We start from the raw sequence: 21,345 nt of genomic DNA on the forward strand, positions 1-21,345 counted from the left end.
TCATGACCGACTCTCTCGAACAGGTGCTGCGCGAGCGTCTCCAGGCGCTGGAGCCGGCCGAACTCGACATCATCAACGAATCCCACCTGCACGCCGGCCACGCCGGGGCGCAAGGAGGCGCCATCCACTTCCGCGTGATTATCGCCTCGAAACAATTTGATGGAATTTCAACACTGGCAAGGCACAGACTTGTGTATGATCGCGTCCACGATCTCATGCCTTACCCGATTCACGCACTGGCTATCCAAGCCAAAACCATAGCTTAAGGATGCACATGAAACGTTTTGCCGCCCTCGCCCTGACCTGCGCCCTGGCCGCGCCTGCCTACGCCCAGACGGTTGCCACCGTCAATGGCAAGGCCATCACCCAGAAAGACATGGACCAGTTCGTCGCCCTGCTGGTCGAGCAAGGCGCAAAGGACTCGCCCGAACTGCGCGAGCAGGTCAAGCAGGAGATGGTCAACCGCATGGCTGTCGTGCAGGCCGCTGAAAAAGCCGGCCTGGACAAGAAAGCCGACGTCCAGCAGGAAATCGAACTGGCTCGCCAGGGCATCCTGGTGCGCGCCCTGATGGCCGACTACCTGAAGAAGAACCCCGTCTCCGAAGCCGACATCAGCAAGGAATACAACACCATCAAGGGCATGGAAGAAGGCAAGCAGGAATACAAGGTGCGCCACATCCTGGTCAAGGATGAAAAGGCCGCCAAGGATCTGCTGGCCCAGATCAAGTCCAAGAAGATCAGCTTCGCCGACGCCGCCAAGAAGAACTCCATCGACACCGGCAGCGGCCAGCAAGGCGGCGACCTGGGCTGGGCGCCCAGCTCCACCTACGTGCCCGAGTTCGCCCAGGCCGTTGAAAAGCTGAAGAAAGGCGAACTGGCCGCCGCTCCCGTGCAGTCCCAGTTCGGCTGGCACATCATCCAGGTGGAAGACGCCCGTCCCGTGACCTTCCCCGCCCTGAACGACGTCAAGCCTCAGTTGGAAGAAATGCTGCGCCAGCGCAAGCTGGCCGAGTACCAGCAGAAGATCCTGAAAGACGCCGACATCAAGTAAGGCGCCCCCGCCCGGCCGGGCGGAAAAGGCACGATCGAACCGGCGCCCTTTTTGGGGCGCCGGTTTTTTTATGCTTGCAATGGATTTGCGAGCGAGCTGCGGCGATGCATCGCTAACCGGCCAGCATGGACATAAACTGCTCTTCGTCCAGCACGGTCACGCCCAGCTCCTGGGCCTTGGTCAGCTTGGAGCCCGCCTCGGCGCCCGCCAGCACGAAAGCGGTCTTCCTGGACACCGAACCGCTGACCTTGCCGCCGGCCTCCAGCACGCGGCGCGTCGCCTCGTCCCGGCTCATGCTGGGCAAGGTGCCCGTGATCACGAAGGTCTTGCCCGCCAGGGGCAAGGCGCCGCTGTTGGCGCGCGCCTGGGCCTGCCGGGGCGTCACCCCGGCCGCCAGCAAGGCGTCCAGCACCTGCCGGTTATGCGGCTCCTGGAAGAAGTGCCGTACCGAGGCCGCGACCACGGGCCCCACGTCATTGACCTGCAGCAGGGACTCCTCGTCGGCCTGCTCCAGCGCCTGCAGAGAACCGAAATGCTGCGCCAGGTCGCGCGCCGTGGTCTCGCCCACGTGCCGTATCCCCAGCGCATACACAAAACGATTCAAAGGCGGCTGGCGCACCTTGTCGATAGCTTCGATCAGGTTCTCCGCCGACTTGCGCCCCATGCGCTCCAGCAGCACCAGGTTCTCAACCTTGAGCTTGAACACATCCGCCAGCGTCTTGACCAGGCCCGTATCCACCAGCTGGTCCACCAGCTTCTCGCCCAGCCCTTCGATGTCCAGCGCCTTGCGGCTGGCGGCATGGATCAGCGTCTGCTTGCGCTGGGCGGGACAGATCAATCCGCCGGTGCAGCGCCAGGCCGCCTCGCCTTCCAGCCGCTCCAGAGCCGATCCGCAGGCCGGGCAGGCGCTGGCCATGACGAAAGGCAGGCTGCCTTCGGGCCGATGTTGCAGCACGACCGCCACCACTTCGGGGATGACGTCGCCGGCGCGGCGCACCGTCACCATGTCGCCTTCGCGCACGTCCTTGCGGCGGACCTCGTCTTCATTGTGCAGGGTGGCATTGGTGACTGTGACGCCGCCGACGAAGACCGGCTTCAGGCGCGCCACCGGGGTCACCACGCCGGTGCGTCCGACCTGGAACTCGATGCGTTCGACGCGCGTCATCTCTTCCTGGGCCGGAAACTTGTGCGCCACGGCAAAGCGCGGCGCGCGGGCCACATAGCCCAGCACGCGCTGCGCCGTCAGCGCGTTTACCTTGTACACCACCCCGTCAATCTCGAAGGGCAGGCTCACTCGCCGCTCCTGCGTCCGGGCGTAGAAATCCAGCAGGCCCTGGGCGCCCTGCACGACGCGCCGGTCGCGGCTGACGGGCAGGCCCAGGCCTTCCAGCCAGTCCATCATGCCGGCCTGCGTGTCGCGCGGCAATGCATCGGGCAACGGCTCTTCGAACAAGCCGCCCTGCCCCACCGTCACCATGGGCACGCCGCTGATTTCGCCCCAGCCATAGGCAAAAAAGCGCAGCGGGCGCTGCGCCGTGATGCGCGGATCCAGTTGCCTCAGGCTGCCGGCCGCCGCATTGCGGGGGTTCACGAAGACTTTCTCGCCGCGGCGCGCCTGGCTTTCGTTCAGGCGCTCGAAGTCGGCGCGGTTCATGAGCACCTCGCCGCGCACTTCCAGCACGGCCGGCAGGTCGGCGGCGGCGCCGCGCAAGCGCAGGGGGATGGACTTGATGGTGCGGATATTGCTGGTCACGTCCTCGCCGGTCGCGCCGTCGCCGCGCGTGGCGGCCTGTACCAGCCGGCCTTGCTCGTAACGCAGGCTGATGGCCAGGCCGTCGAACTTGTATTCGGCGACGTAGTCCACGCGCCGGTCCAGCCCTGCCAGGCCCGCCTCCACCAGGGTGTCGGCCACGCGCTTGTCAAAAGCCAGCACGTCCTCGTCCTCGAAGGCATTGCCCAGGGACAGCATGGGAACGGCGTGCTGCACGGACTCGAAACCGGCCAGCGGCGCCGCCCCCACCCTCTGGGTGGGCGAATCCGGCGTGATCCATTCCGGATGCTCGGCCTCCAGGGCCAGCAGCTCGTTCATCAGCGCGTCATACTGCGCGTCCGAAATCGTGGGCGCATCCTGAACGTAATAGGCCCAGTTGTGCTGGGCCAATTCCTGATGCAGTTCCTGTACTCGTTTCAATGTCACGAAAAAACCCTGCCAGTCCGTTCCTGGCCGGCGGTAAAGCCCGCCTCGTCCAGGCGACGGTATAGATTGCTCAATTGCTCATCGATGTTCTGGTCCGCGCTTTCGGGCAGCGGACGGCCCTGGTCGTCCAGCACCACGCCCTCCAGACGGCCGGCCAGATCGCGCGCCACCGTGGCCATGCGGCTGAAGGCGTGGTCGTCGGCGGGACTGTTGGGCAAGTCGAGCAGCAGGTCGATGCGCTCGATGCTGGCGGACTGGATGTCATTCGGGTTGGCGCTGTCGAACATGGCGGTAAAACGGGGCTGACCCGAATCGGCCAGCCAGGCCAGTTGCTGGCCATAGGGCAGAAAGCCGGAATCCCTGACCGCCTGGATCACCTTGGCGGCCGGCAACGGCCCGGGCAGGCGCACCGAAATGCCGACCAGCGCGTCCAGGTCGGCGCAGGCATTGTCCAGCGCGGCGGCACGACGCAGCACGTCATTCTGCTCTGGCCCTTCGACCGAGGCGTCGAACTGCTGCGCCAGGGACTGGGCCGCCGTCCACAATTGCGACCATTCGATGGCCGACAGGGGACCGCTGCGGTTGGCCAGCAGCACGGCCAGTTGCATGCTGGAATAGGATTCGCCGGCGCGCAGCCGGGCGCGATGCCCGCCGCCCTCGCATTCGGCGAAATAGCGCACGGGCTTGCCGCCCACGCGCTGCACGCCCTGCAAGGCCTGGGCCAGCGCCTGCGCCTGCACAGGCTGGCTGAAGCTGATATCGATGACCGCTTCGGTCGTGCAGTCCACCTCCGCAGCGTCGTGCTCGCCGTCGGCGCTCGCCGGTTCGCCGCGTCCCATGCTGGGTTCGCGCCGCTCGGCCTCGGACAGTTGGCTCATCAAGGGATCCGTATCGCCGTCCGGGAATTGGCTCTGCATCTGCTGGCGTATGCGGCGGTCCTGCCACCAATTGAACACCACCACGAGCAAGATGAGCAAAATGCCCAATAAAATCAGTGCGATTTGCAAATCACTCATTGTCAGTTCCGTCGTATCAACGCTGTAACGGTTAAAAAAAAGCCTCTACGCCGCGCAGCCTCAAGCGTCGGCCATCTGCATGGCGGCGTCCACATCGACCGCCACGATACGGGAGACGCCCTGTTCCTGCATGGTGACCCCAACCAGCTGCTTGGCCATCTGCATGGCAATTTTATTGTGGGAAATGAACAAAAACTGCGTCTGATCACTCATGCTGGCCACCAGATTGGCATAACGTTCCGTATTGGCGTCGTCCAGCGGCGCATCCACCTCGTCCAGCAGGCAGAACGGCGCCGGATTCAGCTTGAAGAAGGCAAACACCAGAGCCGTCGCCGTCAGCGCCTTGGCGCCGCCCGACAACAGGTGGATGGTGCTGTTGCGCTTGCCCGGCGGCTGCGCCATGACCTGTACGCCAGCCTCGAGCACTTCCTCGCCCACCATGGTCAGTTTAGCCTCTCCGCCGCCGAACAGACGCGGAAAAAGCTCGCCGAAACGTTGATTAACAATGTTGAACGTTTCCATCAGCAACTGGCGCGTCTCGCGATCGATCTTGCGGATCGCGTCTTCCAGCGTCTCGATGGCGTCGCTCAAATCCTTGTGCTGGGCGTCCAGGTAAGTCTTGCCTGCCTGCGCCGTGGTCAGCTCTTCGAGCGCCGCCAGGTTCACCGGACCCAATGCCTCGATCTGGCGGGAAATGCGCTGGACTTCGGACTGCAGCCAGCCCACGCGCTGCCATTCGGGTGTCTTTTCCTGTAACAAGGCCCACAACTGGGCGCGGTTCACCTGGCGCGCATCCAGCTGCTCGGCGAACTGTTCGACGGCCAGGCGCGAAGCCTGCTCCTGCAGTTGCAGCTCGGTCACCTGCTCGCGCAGAGGCTGCAGGTTCTTTTCGATCTCGACCCTGGCCTGTTCGTTCTCGCGCAGTTGCGCCGCCAGCGTGTCCAGGTTGATCTTGGCCAGCCGCACGTTCTCCTCGCGCTCGGCGCGCAGCTCCAGGGCTTCCTGCAAGCCCGCCTGGGCGGCGGAGGCGTCCAGCTCCAGCAATTCGCCCTGCAGGCCCTGCAGCTCGCCGATGGCGCGCTGCGCCTGTTCCTGGGCCAGCGTCAGGTTGCGTTGCAGTTCGGCCATGCGCTGCACCAGGGCGCGCTCGGCGAACTGGGCGTCCTGCACGGCGCGTTCGCGCTCGCGCAGGGCGTTGCGGGCGCGCTCGGCCTGCTCGGCCAGCGTCTCGCCCGCCATCTGGGCGTCGGCAAAGCGCGTCTGATGCTCGGCCAGTTCCTCGTCCAGGGCCTCGAAGCGCGCCTCGGCCTCCTCCCGGCCAGCCTGCAGTTCCTCGCGCTGCAGGCGCAGCTCGTCCAATTCTTCGCGGATGCGTCCGGCGCGCTCCTCCGACTGCTGGGCCTGCTGGGCCAGCCGGGAATGCTCCAGTTGCACATCGTGCATGCGGCGCGTGAGCTCCCCCACGCGCGCGCGCGCCGGCGCCAGGCCGGCGCTGACCTGCTGCAAGGCGGACTCGGCCCGGGCGCTGAAGCCCGCCAGCTCGTCCACGATCAATTGCGCGGCCTTGAGCTCGCGCTCCAGGTGGGCGATCTCCTGCTGGCGCGCCAGCATGCCCGCCTGTTCGGAATCGGGTGCGTAGAAGCGGATGCTGTGGCGATCCACCACGTGTCCGTCGCGCACCACGATCAGCGCCTGATCGGATAACTGCTCCCGCAGGCTGAGCGCCTGCTTCAGGTCCTGACAGGCATAGACTTCCCGCAGCCAGGCGTCCATCAAGGTGCGCAGCTCCGGTTGATGCAGGCGCAGCACCGAAACCAGCAAGGGCAATTCAAAGCCGCTGGCCGGCTGAGGGGCCGCCGTCGGCAATTGGTAGAACGCCAGCCGCGCCGGCGGCGCGTCGGAAGCGAAAGCGGCCGACATGTCCAGACGACGCAGCTCCAGCGCCGTCATGCGCTCGCGCAGCACCGACTCCAGCGCCGTCTCCCAGCCTTTCTCCACATCCAGGCTCTGCCAGAGGCGCTTCATGCCATCCAGCCCGTGCTTGGCCAGCCAGGGTTCCAGCGTGCCCTTGCGCGCCACATCTTCCTGCAGCCGGCTCAAGGCCAGCAGCCGCGCTTCCAGCCGGGCCAGCTCCTGCCCGCCCTGCAAGGCCTGTTGCTGCGCCTGCTTGCGCTCCGCCTCCAGCCGCGGCAACTGGCCTTCCAGTTGCTGCATGTGTTCCTGAGCCTGGGCGAGCTGAGTCTGCAGCATGTTCAATTCGCCCTGCAGGCGCTGCGGATTGTCCGGATCGGGCGCATTGAGCAGGCGCAGCTCCTGGGTCAGGCGCTCATGCCTGACGTCCAGGCCCTGTATCTGCCGGTCGGCGTCGCGCTGCGACTGGGCCGCCAGCGCCAGATTCTGCTCCACGCGCGCCAGGGCCATGCGCATTTCGTCGCGCCGCCGGGCTTCTTCACGCACGCGCAGCTCCAGTTCGGGCAGGCTGCCCTGGGCCTCTTCGGCCAGCATCTGCAATTCCTCGACCCGGACCGCCGCTTCTTCGCGCTGCTCTTCGCTGACGGCCAGCTCTTCCTGGCAATGCTCCTGCTGCTCCTGCCAGTCGCGCTGCTGCTGCTCCAATTGTTCACGACGCTGCTGCATGCGATTGCGCGAGTCCAGCACGTGGCGGATCTCCGCCTCCAGGCTGGAGACCTGCGAGCCGGCTTCGTAAAGCTGGGCCTGCGCGGCGTGCAGGGCATCGCCCGCCTGCAGATGGGCCTGGCGCTGGGATTCCAGCGACGATTCCGTATGGCGCAGGCCGGCGATGGCCTCTTCCAGCCTGGTCTGGGCCTGCTCGATGGCCAGAAAGCGCGACTTCTGGTCGCTCTGGGCATTGTATTCCTTCACCAGCCACAGCAGATTCTGCTTCAGCTCGCCTTCCTGCTGCAGGTCGCGGTACTGGCGGGCCACCTCGGCCTGGGCCTGCGGCTTCTCGAGCTGGGTCTCCAGCTCGCGCTGGATGTCCTCGACGCGCAGCAGGTTCTCGCGCGTGTCCTTCAGCCGGTTTTCGGTCTCGCGGCGGCGTTCCTTGTAGCGCGACACGCCCGCGGCCTCCTCCAGGAAGACGCGCAGCTCTTCGGGCTTGGCCTCGATCAGGCGATTGATCATGCCCTGGCCGATGATGGCGTAGCCGCGCGCGCCCAGGCCCGTACCCAGGAAGATGTCGTGGATGTCGCGGCGGCGTACCGCCTGGTTGTTAATGAAATAGCTGCTGGCGCCATCGCGCGTCAGCACGCGGCGCACGGAAATTTCGGCGTAGGTGCTCCATTGGCCGGAGGCGCGGCCCTCGGAATTGTCGAACACCAGCTCCACGGACGCGCGGCCCGCCGGCTTGCGCTGGCCCGAGCCGTTGAAGATCACGTCCTGCATGGATTCGCCGCGCAGTTCGGACGCCTTGCTTTCGCCCAGCACCCAGCGCACCGCATCGATGATGTTGGATTTGCCGCAGCCGTTGGGCCCGACCACGCCCACCAGCTGACTGGGTGTGGGAATGGAGGTCGGGTCCACGAACGACTTGAAGCCGGCGAGTTTGATCTGGGTTAAGCGCACAGGTGGGAATCAGCTAGATATGGTCCGGTTCGAACAGGCGCGAGCCTCGGGCGGCACGACCCGGCATCGCGCCACGTATGATACCGCAGCACCTGCTCTGCGCAGCCAGGAAGGGCAAAAAACAATTGAGCGGCAATTATTGGTCAGCCTGGGCAATCAGGCGGTAAACTCTTGTGGAATTCAATCTTCAAACAACCCACTTTGGTCCGTGTCTCGCAATCGTCGCCATCGCCTGGCCAGAGGGGACACACGCATTCGAGACGCATTTTGAATAAAGGATTCTATCTGGTCATGGCCGCGCAGGCCTTGTCGTCAGTCGCCGACAACGCCCTGCTGATCGCCGCCATTGCCCTGATCGCCGACCTTCAGGGGCCCGCCTGGATGGCCCCCATGATGAAATGGTGGTTCGCGCTGTCCTACGTGGTTCTGGCCGCTTTCGTCGGCGCCTTCGCGGATTCCTTCCCCAAGGGCCGCGTCATGTTCGCCACCAACGCCGTCAAGCTGATCGGCTGCCTGATGATGTTCTGCCACCAGTATTTCGGCATGACCGACTCGCAGCAGCTCATCCTGGTCTTTGCCTCCTATACGCTGGTGGGCGTGGGCGCCGCCGCCTACTCGCCGGCCAAGTACGGCATCGTCACGGAGATGCTCAAGCCCGAACTGCTGGTCAAGGGCAATAGCTGGATCGAAGGGCTGACCGTGCTGTCCATCATTGTCGGGACCGTGCTGGGCGGCGTGCTCATCAGCCCTCACGTCGCCGCCGCGCTGGCCGAGCACTCGCTCATCGCTCCCCTGGCCCAGACGCGCGCCGAAGTGGCCATCCTGCTGATCTCGCTGGTCTATCTGATGGCGGCGCTGTGCAATCTGCTGATTCCCCGCACCAATATCCACTACCCGCCGCAACAGAAGCATCCGGTCAAGCTGCTCAAGGAATTCCGCAACTATGTCCAGATCCTGTGGCGGGACAAGCTGGGCCAGATCTCGCTGGCCGTCACCACGCTCTTCTGGGGCGCCGGCGCCACCTTGCAGTTCATCGTGATCGAATGGGGGGCCCAGCACCTGGGCTACCGCCTGGACCAGGCTTCCATCCTGATGGGGGTGGCCGCGCTGGGCACCGTGTTCGGCGCCATCTTCGCGGCCCGCGTCCCCTTGAAGAAGTCGCTGCAGGTCCTGCCGGTCGGCGTGCTGATGGGGCTGATCGTGCTGCTGATGCCCTTCGTGTATGAAAAATGGGCGGTCTACACCCTGCTGATGAGCATAGGCGGGCTGTCGGGATTCTTCGTGGTGCCCATGAACGCGCTGCTGCAGCATCGCGGCCACGTCCTGCTGTCGGCCGGCCATTCCATCGCCGTGCAGAACTTCAACGAGCAGCTCAACATTCTGTTCATGCTGGCCTTCTACAGCCTGCTGCTCTGGCTGGGCCTGCCCATCAATTACATCATCGTGCTGTTCGGCGTGCTGGTGGCCTGCCTGATGACGGTCTTCATCATGTGGAAGAATGCCAATCTGCGCGCCCAGCCGCAGCTGGAGGCCAGCATCGGCCAGGAAGGCCACGGCCAGGCGCTGGCCTCGCATTGATCAGAGTCTGGTGATCAGTCGCCGGACTGCATCCGGCGCAGCAGCAACAGATCGCGCCAGGCATTGGCCTTGTGCTGCGGACGAAGCAGCAGCGAGGCGGGATGGTAGGTGACCGCCAGCGGCAGCTGGCGCCCCAGCGCATCCGTATAAGACAGGACCTGGCCGCGCAGGGTTTCCAGATCTTCATTGCGGCCGCTGAGCGCCGCCGCCGCCAGATTCCCCACCGCCAGCAGACGACGCGGCTGAACCAGCCGTATCTGGGCATCGAGAAAGGCCCGGCAGGCCGCCATTTCTTCCTGGGTGGGCGGCCGATTGCCCAGGGGCCGGCACTTGACCAGGTGCGCCATGTATACCGACGCCTGCGGCAGCGCGCTGGCCAGCATGGCCTGCAGCAGCACGCCCGCCTTGCCGTCGAAAGGCTGGCCGCTGCGATCGTCGCTGGTGCCCGGCGCCTCGCCGATGATCATCCAGTCCGGTTGCGGCGAGACGCCCGCGCCGAACACGGCCAGGGAGCGCCCCGTATACAGGCCGCATTCCTGGCAGGCTTCGATCTGCTCCTGCAAGGCCTGCAGATCGGCGGCCTGCTCAGGCTGGATCAGCACAGCGGGCTGGACGGCGGCCGCCTCCTCGGGCGCCGGCGCCGCGGCGGGCTGGCGGCCCGGCTTGCGCAGCAAGGCCAGGGCCTGGTCGCGCGCAGCGCGGGAGGAATCATTCGCGCGGACCGTCGGAATGGCGGACTCGGCCTGATCAGGGGCGTCGGCAACTCCTTGAGGGACAGGCCGGGCGCCATCCTGCTGCGGGACCGGCGCGGGCGCAGCTTCGCCGGCCTGCGGCAGGCGCGCCAGGAACGCACGTTCCAGCCCCAGTTCCAGCAGCCAGGCCCGCTGCAGCAGCGACAAAGGCTCGAACGCGCTCATGCCGCCGCCTTGTCGGCCAGGACCAGACTCATCAGCACGGCATCCTCGCGCTGGCCATGGTCGGTCGGATAATAATTCTTGCGCACGCCATCCATCTGGAAACCCTGGCCGCGATAGAAGGCGATGGCCTGCGCATTGGAGGCGCGCACTTCGAGTACCACCCTGTCCAGCCCCTGACTGCGCGTCCAGGCCAGGCCGTCTTCCAGCAATTGACGACCCAGTCCGCGACGCTGAAACTGGGGATCCACGCCGATCAGCAGCAACTGCATGACATCCGGCGCGGCCAGCCAGACGGCAAAGCCTTGCACCCGGCCCTGCTGGTGGGCGACGCGCGCGTAATAGCCGGCGCCCGCCAGGCTGTCGGCGAAATTGCCCTTTGTCCAGGGATGGCTCTGGACGCCGCGTTCGATATCCAGAACAGCTTCCAGGTGGCCGGCGCGCATGGTCTCGATGGACACGGGCTGGTCCTGGGCCGCCGGGTTGCCGCCCTGCCCCTGTTCCCGTTCAGTAATGGTATAGGCAACCTTGTCGCGCACGTACAGCGGCATGGCCAGTTCCGGAGCCACGCCCAGACCCTTGTCCAGATCCTGAAGCGCAAGCTGCGCCACGCTGCGGGCGCCGGCGCGCCAAGGCTCGCCGACCTGCCAGCCCTTGGCGCGCACCTGCAGAGCCAAGGCGGGGAACTGACGGACCGCATCGCCCAGCACCTGAATGCGCGCCCGCGGCATGCCCGCAGTCCAGGAGCCGTGCAGGCGCTCCACCCAGTCCACGAACTGCGCGACATCCAGCAGCACGGGGCTTTGCAGCACCTGCCAGCCCTCTTGCCCGCTCCAGGCGAACACGCCGGCATAGAGCTCTTCCATGCGCGCATCCTGAGCCACCACGTACACGGTGTCGGGCTGCCCGGGCGCACGCGCGGCGGCGGCCAGCAGGGACGAGACCGGCAGCACGGGCAGGTCCAGGGCGAAGGCCATGCCCTGAGCCACGCCGCAAGCCACGCGCAATCCCGTGAAGCCGCCCGGCCCCTGGCCGAAGGCGACGGCCGTCAGGGCGCGCCGCTCCAGGCCGGCCTGCGCGAGCAGTTGATCGGCCATGGGCAACAGGCGCTCGGCATGATCGCCCGTGCCTTCGTGGGCTATCTCGAGCACGCGCAGGCCCGCGCTCGTGCGCGACAGCAGGGCCAGCTCGCAAAGGCTGGAGGAACTTTCCAGGGCAAGAATATGTGCATCCATCGCGCTATTTTAGTTTAAGCACGGGCAAATGGGCGGCAGGTTCCTCTCCTGCTCCCGGGGCGAGGCGGACCATTTCAACGCGCATGTCCCGCAACGCTGTTTTTGCCGCTAAACTTGCTCTGCCGAACAGCGCCGAAGACCCCTTCGGCCCCCTTTCATGGAGGCTGTAAAATGGCTGAAAGGCGCGCAAGTCGTACAAAACGCTTAATGTGTAATATTTTTCTACGGCCCCCTGTACGCGCTTTCTGATGCCTGTTACATTTTCGCTATGAACACGCAGACCCCCCCCCTCGCCCGCAAAATCCTTGTCGTCGACGACGATCCACGACTGCGCGACCTCCTGCGTCGCTATCTGTCCGAACAAGGATTCAACGTCTTCGTCGCCGAAGACGGAAAGGAAATGTCCAAGCTCTGGCAACGCGAGCATTTCGATCTGCTGGTACTGGATCTGATGCTGCCCGGCGAAGATGGCCTGTCCATCTGTCGCCGACTGCGTGGCGGACACGACAACACTCCCATCATCATGCTGACGGCCAAGGCCGAGGAAATCGACCGCATCGTCGGCCTGGAGATGGGCGCTGACGATTACCTCATCAAGCCGTTCAACCCGCGCGAGCTGCTGGCCCGCGCCAATGCCATCCTGCGGCGCCGAGGCACCGAGGAACACCCCGGCGCGCCCAGCCAGGAAAACGAATCCATCGAGTTCGGCCCCTATGTGCTGAACCTGTCCACCCGCACCCTGACGCGCAACAACGAGGTCGTGCCCATCACCACGGGCGAATTCTCGGTACTTAAGGTCTTCGCCCGCCATCCCAAGATCCCGCTGTCGCGCGACAAGCTCATGGAACTGGCGCGCGGCCGCGAATACGAAGCCTTCGATCGCAGTCTGGACGTGCAGATCTCGCGTCTGCGCAAGCTGATCGAGCCCAACGACTCCAAACCCGTGTTCATCCAGACGGTCTGGGGCCTGGGCTACGTCTTTGTGCCCGACGGCGGTAACTGATTTTGTCCACCGGACAGACAGCAGGGCGGCCCCCCGCGGCCGCCAAGCGCCGCTCCCCCAAGAGATCGAGCATCCGGCTGGGCTTGTTCAGCCGGTCTTTTTTATTGCTGGCCGCCCTGATGCTGGTCAGCCTGGGAGCGTGGCTGCAAGTGTTCTTCAGCGTGGAGGAGGGTCCGCGCGCCGCCCTGATGGCCCAGCGCGTGGCCTCTGTGGTCAGCATCACGCGCTCCGCGCTGGTCTATGCGCCGCCGGCCGTGCGTCCCGCCCTGCTGCTGGACCTGGCCACCAAGGAAAGCCTGCGCGTCCAGCCCCGCGAGACCACGGACGAACTGGAGCCCCTGCCGCGCTCCAACTACTGGCAGCACGTATCCACCGAAGTGCGCGGCGCCCTGGGCAGCCAGACGCTGGTCATGTGGTCCGTCAACAACGCCCCCGGCGTATGGGTGTCTTTCGACATCAACGACGACCAGTACTGGCTGGTGTTCGACCGCGAGCAGCTCAGCCTGACGGCGGGGGTCGAATGGCTGGGCTGGGGCCCCACCGCCCTGCTGCTGGCGCTGATCGGCGCGGCCGTCAGCGTGCGCTTCGTCAACCGTCCGCTGGCCCAGCTGGCCAAGGTCGCCCAGCAGCTTGCGCGCGGCGAAACGCCCAATACCCTGCCTGAAAAGGGCCCGGCGGAAATCCGCGACATGAATATCGCCTTCAACCGCATGGCGCGCGACATACGCCAGACGGAAGCCGACCGGGAAATCATGCTGGCGGGCATCTCGCACGACTTGCGCACGCCGCTGGCGCGCATGCGCCTGGAGATCGAGCTGAGCCAGGTCTCGGACGAGACGCGCGCCGCCATCGACGAGGACCTGGCCCAGATCGACCACAGCATCGGCCAGTTGATGGAATACGCCCGGCCCGCCACCGCGGTGCCCGAACACGGCATCGACGTGTCCGCCGTGCTGAACGATGTGTACGAGCGCGAGCGCACCCATACCGAGACCCTGGGCGGGATCCTGACCGCATCCATCGAACCCAATCTGTACGCCCGCATCAGCGCCCACGACCTCAAGCGCATCGTCTCCAACCTGATCGAAAATGCGCGCCGCTACGGCCGCAGCCCCGAAGACGATCGCGCGCGCATCGAACTGTCCGCCCACCAGCATGGGAATATCCTGGAGATCGCCGTCAAGGACCAGGGCGTGGGCATCGCCCAGAACGACATCCAGCGCCTGCTGCGTCCGTTTTCCCGCGGCGTCTCGGCCCGCACCGGGGTCAGCGGCGCGGGCCTCGGGCTGGCCATCGTGGAGCGCCTGCTGGGCCAGGTCGGCGGCCACTTCGAGCTGATCAGCGCGCCATCCAACGGGCTGACCGCCCGTATCCAGCTGCCGCGCATCCGCGCCGGCCGGAACGCTCCTGCCCCGCTGGCGGACAAGGAAGGCTGAAGGCGCGGCGCAGGCGGGCACCAGCAAGGCCACGGCCGTCACGGCGATGCCTTCCTGGCGCCCCACGAAGCCGATGGCCTCGTTGGTCTTGCCCTTGATGTTCACGCAACCCGGCTCCAATTCGAGATCCGCCTGGATGTTGGCCGCCATGGCGGGCGCATGCGGAGCGATCTTGGGCTTCTGGGCGTGAATGGTGGCGTCCACATTGCCTACCTTCCAGCCCGCCGCCTTCACCTGCCCGAAGGCGTGCCGCAACAGCACCCGGCTGTCGGCGCCTTTATAGCGTGGATCGGTATCGGGAAAATGCCGGCCTATGTCGCCCAGGCCCGCCGCGCCGAGAATGGCGTCGGTGATGGCGTGCAGCAGCGCATCGGCGTCCGAATGCCCCATCAGGCCATGCGTATGCGGGATCGTGACGCCGCCCAGGATCAGCGGCCGGCCTTCGCACAACACATGTACATCGAACCCCTGCCCCACACGAAACGGTATTGTCATAGCCATTTTTCCATCAATTCAAAATCGTCCGGCCAGGTCACTTTAAAATTGCGCGCCGACCCCAATATCAACAAAGGCTTGTCGCCCGCCAGTTCCATGGCGCTGGCCTCGTCCGTGACGGGCCGCCCCTGCACAGCGGCCTGTTCCAGGGCCTGCCGCAAGCCTTGCGCGGAAAACATCTGCGGCGTCTGCGCCAGCCATAGCCCTTCCCTGTCCACCGTGGCCTGCACGGCGGGAACGTCGCCCGCCGCGCTGCGCTTGACCGTGTCCGGCACCGGCTGGGCCAGCAGGCCGCCGCGCCCCGCCCGCAGGCAGGCGTCGATCAGGCGCGCCAGCGCGTGGGCGGGCAGGCCCGGCCGGGCCGCATCATGCACCAGCACCCACTGGTCCGGGTCAGGCTCCAGGCTGCGCAGGGCATTGAGCACCGTGTCGGCCCGGGTGGGACCGCCGCAGGGCAGGCAGACCGTGCGCGGCAGGCCCCGCAGCGCATCGGCCGCCCAGACATCGCCGGGCGCCACCGCCACGCGCACCTGCGTCACGCGCTCGTCGGCCAGCAGCGCCTGCACGGAGCGGCGCAGCATGGGCTCTCCGCCCAGCAGGCGGTACTGCTTGGGCAGGCCCTGCGCCTTCGTGGCAGAATCCAGGGCGCGCAAGCCTATGCCGGCGGCCGGAACAATCGCAATCAACGTAGGGTTCAGAGGTGGGGGAGTTTATAATGACAATCCTGATGGAAACCGAAAAACAGCACTCCCTGTCCCTGCCCAGCACTCACGAGGTGCTGGCTGCCTTGCGCCCCGGCCAGCGCTACGTTCAACCCATGCCGCCCGGTTCGGGCGATGCCTGCCTGATGGCCGACCTGGCGCGCCGGCGCGGGGCGCCCCTGATCGTGCTGTGCGCCGATCCCCTGTCCGCGCAGCGCCCGGCCGAAGAAGTGCCGCTGTTCGCGCCGGAGCTGCGCGTCCCCCAGCTGCCCGACTGGGCAACGCTGCCCTACGACAGCTTCTCGCCGCACCAGGACCTGATCTCCGAACGCCTGCGCACCCTGCACGCCCTGATGATGCAGGAGGTGGACGTGCTCACGGTGCCCGTCACCACCGCGCTCTACCGGCTGGCGCCGCCGTCCTTCCTGGCCGCCTACACCTTCTCCTTCCGCCAGGGCGACGCCCTGGACGAAGCCAGCCTGCGCGCCCAACTGACGCTGGCCAACTACACCCACATGACCCAGGTGAGCGCACCGGGTGAATTCAGCATCCGCGGCGGCCTGATAGACCTGTTTCCCATGGGCTCGGCCCTGCCTTACCGCCTGGACCTGTTCGACGACGAAATCGAGACCATACGCAGCTTCGACATCGACACCCAGCGCAGCCTGTACCCGGTCAAGGAGATCCAGTTGCTGCCGGGACGCGAGTTCCCGATGGACGAAGAGGCGCGCAACAACTTCCGGGCGCGCTTTCGCGAACAGTTCGAAGGAGATCCTTCGCGCGCCCTGCCCTACAAGGACGTGGGCAACGGGATCGCCTTCGCAGGCATCGAGTATTATCTGCCGCTGTTCTTCGAACAGACGGCCACCCTGATGGACTACGTGCCGCAAGGCAGCCTGGTGGTCACGCACGGCGACGCCCAGACGGCCATCCAGCGCTTCCAGAACGACACGCACAGCCGCTACGCGTTTCTGAAGAACGACCGCGAGCGCCCCATCCTGCCGCCCGCCAGCCTGTTCCTGTCGGACGAACAGTTCTTCGGCGAGATCAAGCCCTTCGCCCGGCTCAGCCTGGGCGGCGCGGCGGCGCCTGGCACGCCTAAACCCGACATGGCGGCCTCCGATGCACCGGAGGCCGCCCCGCTTTCACACCCGGACTTCGAGCCTCTGCCGGCCGTGGCCGTGAACCGCCGCGCCGAGGACCCGCTTGCCCTGCTGCGTCGCGAGGTCCACGACCAGCGCCGCCGCACCGTACTATGCGCCGATTCGCCCGGGCGTCGCGAGACGCTGCTGCAAATGCTGCTGGAGTATGACTTGCGGCCCGCGCCCGCCTGCCAGAACCTGGCCGACTTCCTGGACTCGGACGCGCCCTTCGCCCTGATCGTGGCGCCGCTGTTCCATGGCTTCGCCCTGGTGCACGGCGGCCTGAGCCTGCTGACGGAGAACGACCTCTACCCGACCCAGGCGCGCACCCAGCGCGGCCGCCGCCGCAACGAGCGCAGCAGCGACGTGGAAGCCATGGTGCGCGACCTGTCGGAACTGCGCGAAGGCGATCCGGTGGTGCACGCCGAGCACGGCATAGGCCGCTACTGCGGCCTGAAGGAAATGGATCTGGGCGAAGGCCCGGTGGAGTTCCTGCACCTGGAGTACGCCAAAGGCAGCACCCTGTATGTGCCCGTGGCGCAGTTGCACGTCATCGCTCGCTACAGCGGCTCCGCACCCGAGCCTGTGCCGCTGCACCAGCTAGGTTCGGGCCCGTGGGACAAGGCGCGCCGGCGCGCGGCCAAACAGGCGCGCGACAGCGCCGCCGAACTGCTCGCCTTGTACGCCCAGCGCGCCGCCCGCCAGGGCTACCAGTTCAAGCTGCCGCTGAACGATTACCAGGCTTTCGCCGAGGGCTTCGGATTCGAGGAAACGCCCGACCAGGCGGCCGCCATCGAGGCCGTCGTCCAGGACATGACTTCGGGCCGACCCATGGATCGCCTGGTCTGCGGCGACGTGGGCTTCGGCAAGACCGAGGTCGCGCTGCGCGCCGCCTTCCTGGCCGTGGCCAACGGCAAGCAGGTGGCGCTGTTGTGCCCCACCACGCTGCTGGCCGAACAGCACGCCCAGACCTTCGCGGACCGCTTCGCCGACTGGCCGGTACGCGTGGCCGAACTGTCGCGTTTCCGTTCCAGCAAGGACACCCAGGCGGCCATAGCCGGCCTGCGCGAAGGCAGCGTGGACATCGTCATCGGCACGCACAAGATCCTGTCCTCCGACGTGCGCTTCAAGCAGTTGGGCCTGGTCATCATCGACGAAGAACACCGCTTCGGCGTTCGCCAGAAAGAAGCCTTGAAGGCGCTGCGTGCCGAGGTGGACGTCCTGACCCTCACCGCCACCCCCATCCCGCGCACGCTGGGCATGTCGCTGGAAGGCATACGCGACTTCTCCGTGATCGCCACCGCGCCGCAGAAGCGCCTGGCCATCAAGACCTTTGTGCGCCGTGAAGACGGCAGCACCATACGCGAGGCCCTGCTGCGCGAATTGAAGCGCGGCGGCCAGGTCTACTTCCTGCACAACGAAGTCGAGACCATCCACAACCGCCGCGCCCGTCTGGAGGAGCTCGTGCCCGAAGCCAGCATCGCCGTGGCCCACGGCCAGATGCCCGAACGCGAGCTGGAAGCCGTCATGAAGGGCTTCTATCAGAAGCGCTACAACGTGCTGCTGTGCACGACCATCATCGAGACCGGCATCGACGTGCCCAGCGCCAACACCATCGTGATCCACCGCGCCGACCGCCTGGGCCTGGCCCAGCTGCACCAGTTGCGCGGCCGGGTCGGGCGCTCGCACCACCAGGCCTACGCCTACCTGCTGACGCCGGGCGAGGACGCCATCACCAGCAATGCCAAGAAGCGGCTGGAGGCCATCCAGGCCATGGAAGAGCTGGGGGCCGGCTTCTTCCTGGCCATGCATGACCTGGAGATCCGGGGCGCCGGCGAAGTGCTGGGCGAATCGCAGTCGGGCGATATCCAGGAAGTGGGTTTCTCCATGTACTCGGACATGCTCAATGCGGCGGTGAAAGCGCTCAAGGCCGGCGAAGAACCCGACCTGGATTCGCCCTTCGCCCTGCAATGCGAAGTCAATCTGCGCACCTCCGCCCTGCTGCCCTCCAGCTACTGTCCGGACGTCAATGCCCGCCTGGGACACTACAAGGCGCTCTCGCACGCGCGCAACGAAGAAGACCTGTTCAGCATCCAGGAAGAGCTCATCGACCGCTACGGGCCGCTGCCCGAGCCCGGCGAGCATCTGCTGGCCGTGCATCGCCTGCGCATCCAGGCCGAGCCGCTGGGCATCGTCAAGATCGACGCCAGCGAAGCACAGGCCACCGTGCAGTTCTCGACCAAGCCCAATGTGGACCCGGTCAGCATCATCGAACTGGCGCAGAAGAACAAGCAGGTGCGCCTGGCCGGTCCGGACAAGCTACGCATCGAGATCCGCGACGGGGAAGTCGTCAAGAACCGTGTCCAGGCCGTGCGCAGCGTGCTGGCGAGCCTGAAGAAAGAAAATGGCAAGCCAGCCTGAGATCAGCTGCTGACGGGGCGCACCGCCGCCCGTCTTGCAGACTTTTCGCGCCGGACCGGCCGCTCATGAAAAAATCCCCGTAGACCTGCGGTTTACGGGGATTTTGTCTGCCTGGGCCGGCGTGAACGCCTTACACGTCCAGCCTGAACCAGTTCAGCACCGCGTCCAGCGGCGAATGATTCAGGGCGAAGCGGGCCTGCTCCTGGACCACGGGCTTGGCCCGGTATGCAACGGCATACTTGGCCTTGGCCAGCATCAGCAGATCATTGGCGCCATCGCCCATGGCGATGCACTGCTCGGGGCCCGCGCCCAGCTCGGCGGCAAGCTCCTGCAGGAAACGCGCCTTGGCCTGTCCGTCCACGATATCGCCCAGCACCTTGCCGGTCAGCACGCCATCGACGACTTCCAGCGTATTGGAATAGGCATAGCTCAGGCTCAGGCGGTCCTTCATGCGTTCCGTGAAGAAGGTGAAGCCGCCGGATACCAGCAGCGTCTTGACGCCGTGCGCATGCGCCGTGGCCACCAGCCGCTCGGCGCCGGGGTTGGGCTGCAGGCGCTCTTCATAGACGCGCGCCAGATCGTTCACCGTCACGCCTTCCAGAAACGCCACCCGGCGGATCAGGCTCTCCGAGAAATCCTTGATCTCCCCGCGCATGGCGGCTTCGGTAATGGTGGCGACCTGTTCCTTGCGGCCCGCCATGTCGGCGATCTCATCGATGCACTCGATATTGATCAGCGTGGAGTCCATGTCCATCGCCAGCACGCGCATCTCCTTCAGCCGGTCGATCTGGTCCAGGAAAGCAAAGTCCATGCGGGCCTCCTGGCACAGGGCCTGGACCTGCGGCTTCTGCTGCGCATCGGCGCCCAGCAGGCGCACGGCCGTCGGCCCCAGTTCCTGGACGCCGTCCGCCTGCACCAGCGCGGCGATTTTTTCGATGATGGCGCCATCCAGGCGCGGCCCCTGAAGAATGAGATGAGACATCAATACGTCCACGAAACAAATAAACGGGGCGCGCGCGGCGAGCCCAAAAAAGCCCCCACGCTGCGCCTTCGGCTTGCTGCCCCCCGAGGGGGCGCTTTTTGCCTTGGGGCGGCCCGGCGGCAAAAAAAGCCCCCACGCTGCGCCTTTGGCTTGCTGCCCCCCGAGGGGGCGCTTTTCGCCTTGGGGCGGCCCGGCGGCAAAAAAGCCCCCACGCTGCACCTTCGGCTTGCTGCCCCCGAGGGGGCGCTTTTCGCCTTGGGGCGGCCCGGCGGCAAAAAATTGCTATTGTATCGCGTCGGCAGAGGGAAACGACACCCGGCCGGAGCGACTTCCCGCAGGGCGGCTTCCCGCAGGGCGGCTTTCCGCAGGGCGGCTTCCCGCGGCGTAGGCGCCGGTTTTCAGCCCGGACTCATCCTGCTACGATGAAGCACACAGGAAAACAAGGACTCTTCTATGTACGTCTGGCCCAACAATACTTTGCTGGATCTGCTGAACATCGAACATCCCATCGTCCAGGCTCCCATGGCCGGCGCCCAGGACAGCGCTCTGGCCATCGCCGTGGCACGTGCAGGCGGACTGGGCTCCCTGCCCTGCGCCATGCTCAGCGTGGACCAGATACGCGAACAGGTAAGCCTGTTCCGCCAGGCCACGGATCGCCCCTTGAACCTGAACTTCTTCTGCCACCAGGACCAGCGCCTGGAACCCGAAGCGCTGCAGGAATGGCGGCTGCGCCTGATGCCTTACTATCAAGAGTACGGACTGGACCCGAACCAGGAGCTGCCCAAGGCCTCGCGCGCACCATTCTCGCCGGCGCATGCGGATCTGCTGGAAGAACTTCGTCCTGAAGCCGTCAGCTTTCATTTCGGCCTGCCCTCCCCGATCTGCTCGAGCGCGTCAAGCAGGCGGGCGCACTCACGATGGCCAGCGCCACCACCGTGGCCGAAGCCCTCTGGCTGCAGGAACACGGCGCCGACGTCATCATTGCCCAAGGCTCGGAGGCCGGCGGCCATCGCGGCCTGTTCCTGGGCGAGAATGTCTCCACCCAGGTCGGCAGCCTGGCTCTGCTGCCGCAGATTGCGGATGCCGTGGACAAGCCCGTCATCGCGGCAGGCGGCATTGCGGATGGACGCGGCATCGCCGCCGCGTTCGCGCTGGGCGCCTGCGCCGCCCAGATCGGTACGGCCTACCTGTTCTGTCCTGAATCCAAGATCAGCGAATTGCACCGCAAGGCGCTGAACAACAGTACCTCGGACGGCACCGCCATCACCAATCTGTTCTCCGGCCGCCCGGCGCGCAGCATACGCACCCGGCTGATGGATGAAATCGGCCCTCTGGACGCCAGCGCGCCCGTTTTTCCGCACGCCGGCTCCGCACTCAGTCCTTTGCGCATCGAAGCCGAAAAGCAAGGACGCAGCGACTTCACCTCGCTCTGGAGCGGACAAGCCGCCTCGCTCGGGCGGCGCCTTCCCGCCGAGCAGCTGACACTGGTGCTGGCCCAGGAAGCCCAGGGCGTCTGCAAGCGCATGGGCGTGGCCGGGGCGCCCCATGCTCCGCTGGGCGGCCGATGAACCCACCCGGACATAAAAAAA

14 protein-coding genes and 2 pseudogenes are annotated in these 21,345 nt (G+C 66.1%); 7 read left to right on the plus strand and 9 right to left on the minus strand.

From position 1 onward, the window contains the following. The first annotated feature begins 2 nt into the window (after positions 1-2). Together ACWPWO_RS11250 and ACWPWO_RS11255 are read left to right on the plus strand one after the other, a co-directional pair. Positions 3-266, plus strand: a complete 264-nt coding sequence (locus tag ACWPWO_RS11250) for a BolA family protein (protein WP_454006680.1) — start codon at positions 3-5, stop codon at positions 264-266. 8 nt (positions 267-274) lie between these two features. Further along, positions 275-1,051 carry a peptidylprolyl isomerase gene (locus ACWPWO_RS11255; RefSeq protein ID WP_394060922.1) on the plus strand — a complete coding sequence of 259 codons (777 nt, stop codon included), beginning with the start codon at positions 275-277 and terminating at the stop codon, positions 1,049-1,051. A 112-nt stretch (positions 1,052-1,163) separates the two neighbouring features. On the opposite strand, the gene ligA is transcribed toward ACWPWO_RS11255, so the two are convergent. Genes ligA through smc form a run of 3 tightly spaced genes read right to left on the minus strand, consistent with a single transcriptional unit; the run spans position 1,164 to position 7,849 of the window. After that, positions 1,164-3,248: an NAD-dependent DNA ligase LigA gene (ligA, locus tag ACWPWO_RS11260; protein WP_454006681.1), complete on the minus strand. Its 2,085-nt coding sequence runs from the start codon at positions 3,246-3,248 to the stop codon at positions 1,164-1,166. Next, the gene (locus tag ACWPWO_RS11265) at positions 3,245-4,264 is read right to left on the minus strand and encodes a cell division protein ZipA C-terminal FtsZ-binding domain-containing protein (RefSeq protein ID WP_454006682.1); all 1,020 of its coding nucleotides are present in this window, start codon (positions 4,262-4,264) and stop codon (positions 3,245-3,247) included. The genes ligA and ACWPWO_RS11265 overlap by 4 nt, the downstream gene beginning before the upstream one ends. Positions 4,265-4,324: 60 nt before the next feature. Next, the gene (gene smc, locus ACWPWO_RS11270; RefSeq protein ID WP_454006683.1) at positions 4,325-7,849 is read right to left on the minus strand and encodes a chromosome segregation protein SMC; all 3,525 of its coding nucleotides are present in this window, start codon (positions 7,847-7,849) and stop codon (positions 4,325-4,327) included. Positions 7,850-8,116: 267 nt separating this feature from the next. On the opposite strand from smc, the gene lplT reads away from it, so the two are divergent. Beyond that, positions 8,117-9,427, plus strand: coding sequence for a lysophospholipid transporter LplT (gene lplT, locus ACWPWO_RS11275; RefSeq protein WP_454006684.1), 1,311 nt, complete (start codon positions 8,117-8,119; stop codon positions 9,425-9,427). A gap of 14 nt (positions 9,428-9,441) precedes the next feature. Here the strand turns inward: lplT and ACWPWO_RS11280 are convergent, their stop codons facing one another. Genes ACWPWO_RS11280 through ACWPWO_RS11290 form a run of 3 tightly spaced genes read right to left on the minus strand, consistent with a single transcriptional unit; the run spans position 9,442 to position 12,003 of the window. Beyond that, positions 9,442-10,344, minus strand: coding sequence for a uracil-DNA glycosylase (locus ACWPWO_RS11280; protein WP_454006685.1), 903 nt, complete (start codon positions 10,342-10,344; stop codon positions 9,442-9,444). Beyond that, entirely contained in the window at positions 10,341-11,576 is a 1,236-nt protein-coding gene (tsaB, locus tag ACWPWO_RS11285) for a tRNA (adenosine(37)-N6)-threonylcarbamoyltransferase complex dimerization subunit type 1 TsaB (RefSeq protein WP_454006686.1), read from the minus strand. The genes ACWPWO_RS11280 and tsaB overlap by 4 nt, the downstream gene beginning before the upstream one ends. A 4-nt stretch (positions 11,577-11,580) precedes the next feature. Next, the gene (locus ACWPWO_RS11290) at positions 11,581-12,003 is read right to left on the minus strand and encodes a hypothetical protein (RefSeq protein ID WP_454007517.1); all 423 of its coding nucleotides are present in this window, start codon (positions 12,001-12,003) and stop codon (positions 11,581-11,583) included. Between ACWPWO_RS11290 and ompR the strand changes: the two genes are divergently transcribed. Together ompR and ACWPWO_RS11300 are read left to right on the plus strand one after the other, a co-directional pair. Next, the gene (ompR, locus tag ACWPWO_RS11295) at positions 11,917-12,579 is read left to right on the plus strand and encodes an osmolarity response regulator transcription factor OmpR (RefSeq protein ID WP_454007481.1); all 663 of its coding nucleotides are present in this window, start codon (positions 11,917-11,919) and stop codon (positions 12,577-12,579) included. The genes ACWPWO_RS11290 and ompR overlap by 87 nt on opposite strands. A gap of 104 nt (positions 12,580-12,683) precedes the next feature. After that, a complete protein-coding gene (locus ACWPWO_RS11300; RefSeq protein ID WP_454006687.1) occupies positions 12,684-14,015 on the plus strand; it encodes an ATP-binding protein in 1,332 nt (443 codons plus the stop codon). Between the two features lie 12 nt (positions 14,016-14,027). Here ACWPWO_RS11300 and ispF read toward each other — a convergent pair. Together ispF and ispD are read right to left on the minus strand one after the other, a co-directional pair. Next, positions 14,028-14,510, minus strand: a pseudogene (gene ispF, locus ACWPWO_RS11305) (2-C-methyl-D-erythritol 2,4-cyclodiphosphate synthase); the annotation flags it as partial. Next, positions 14,507-15,208 (minus strand): 2-C-methyl-D-erythritol 4-phosphate cytidylyltransferase, encoded by a 702-nt coding sequence (ispD, locus tag ACWPWO_RS11310; protein WP_454007482.1) that lies wholly within the window; start codon positions 15,206-15,208, stop codon positions 14,507-14,509. The pseudogene ispF and the gene ispD, both read right to left, overlap by 4 nt. A 17-nt stretch (positions 15,209-15,225) precedes the next feature. On the opposite strand from ispD, the gene mfd reads away from it, so the two are divergent. After that, entirely contained in the window at positions 15,226-18,774 is a 3,549-nt protein-coding gene (gene mfd, locus ACWPWO_RS11315; RefSeq protein WP_454006688.1) for a transcription-repair coupling factor, read from the plus strand. Positions 18,775-18,904: 130 nt separating this feature from the next. Here the strand turns inward: mfd and serB are convergent, their stop codons facing one another. Beyond that, entirely contained in the window at positions 18,905-19,756 is an 852-nt protein-coding gene (gene serB, locus ACWPWO_RS11320; protein ID WP_454006689.1) for a phosphoserine phosphatase SerB, read from the minus strand. Positions 19,757-20,209: 453 nt separating this feature from the next. On the opposite strand from serB, the pseudogene ACWPWO_RS11325 reads away from it, so the two are divergent. Continuing rightward, positions 20,210-21,324: pseudogene (locus tag ACWPWO_RS11325) on the plus strand (NAD(P)H-dependent flavin oxidoreductase). The last annotated feature ends 21 nt before the right edge of the window (positions 21,325-21,345 follow it).

This window comes from Alcaligenes sp. Marseille-Q7550, from assembly GCF_965112015.1.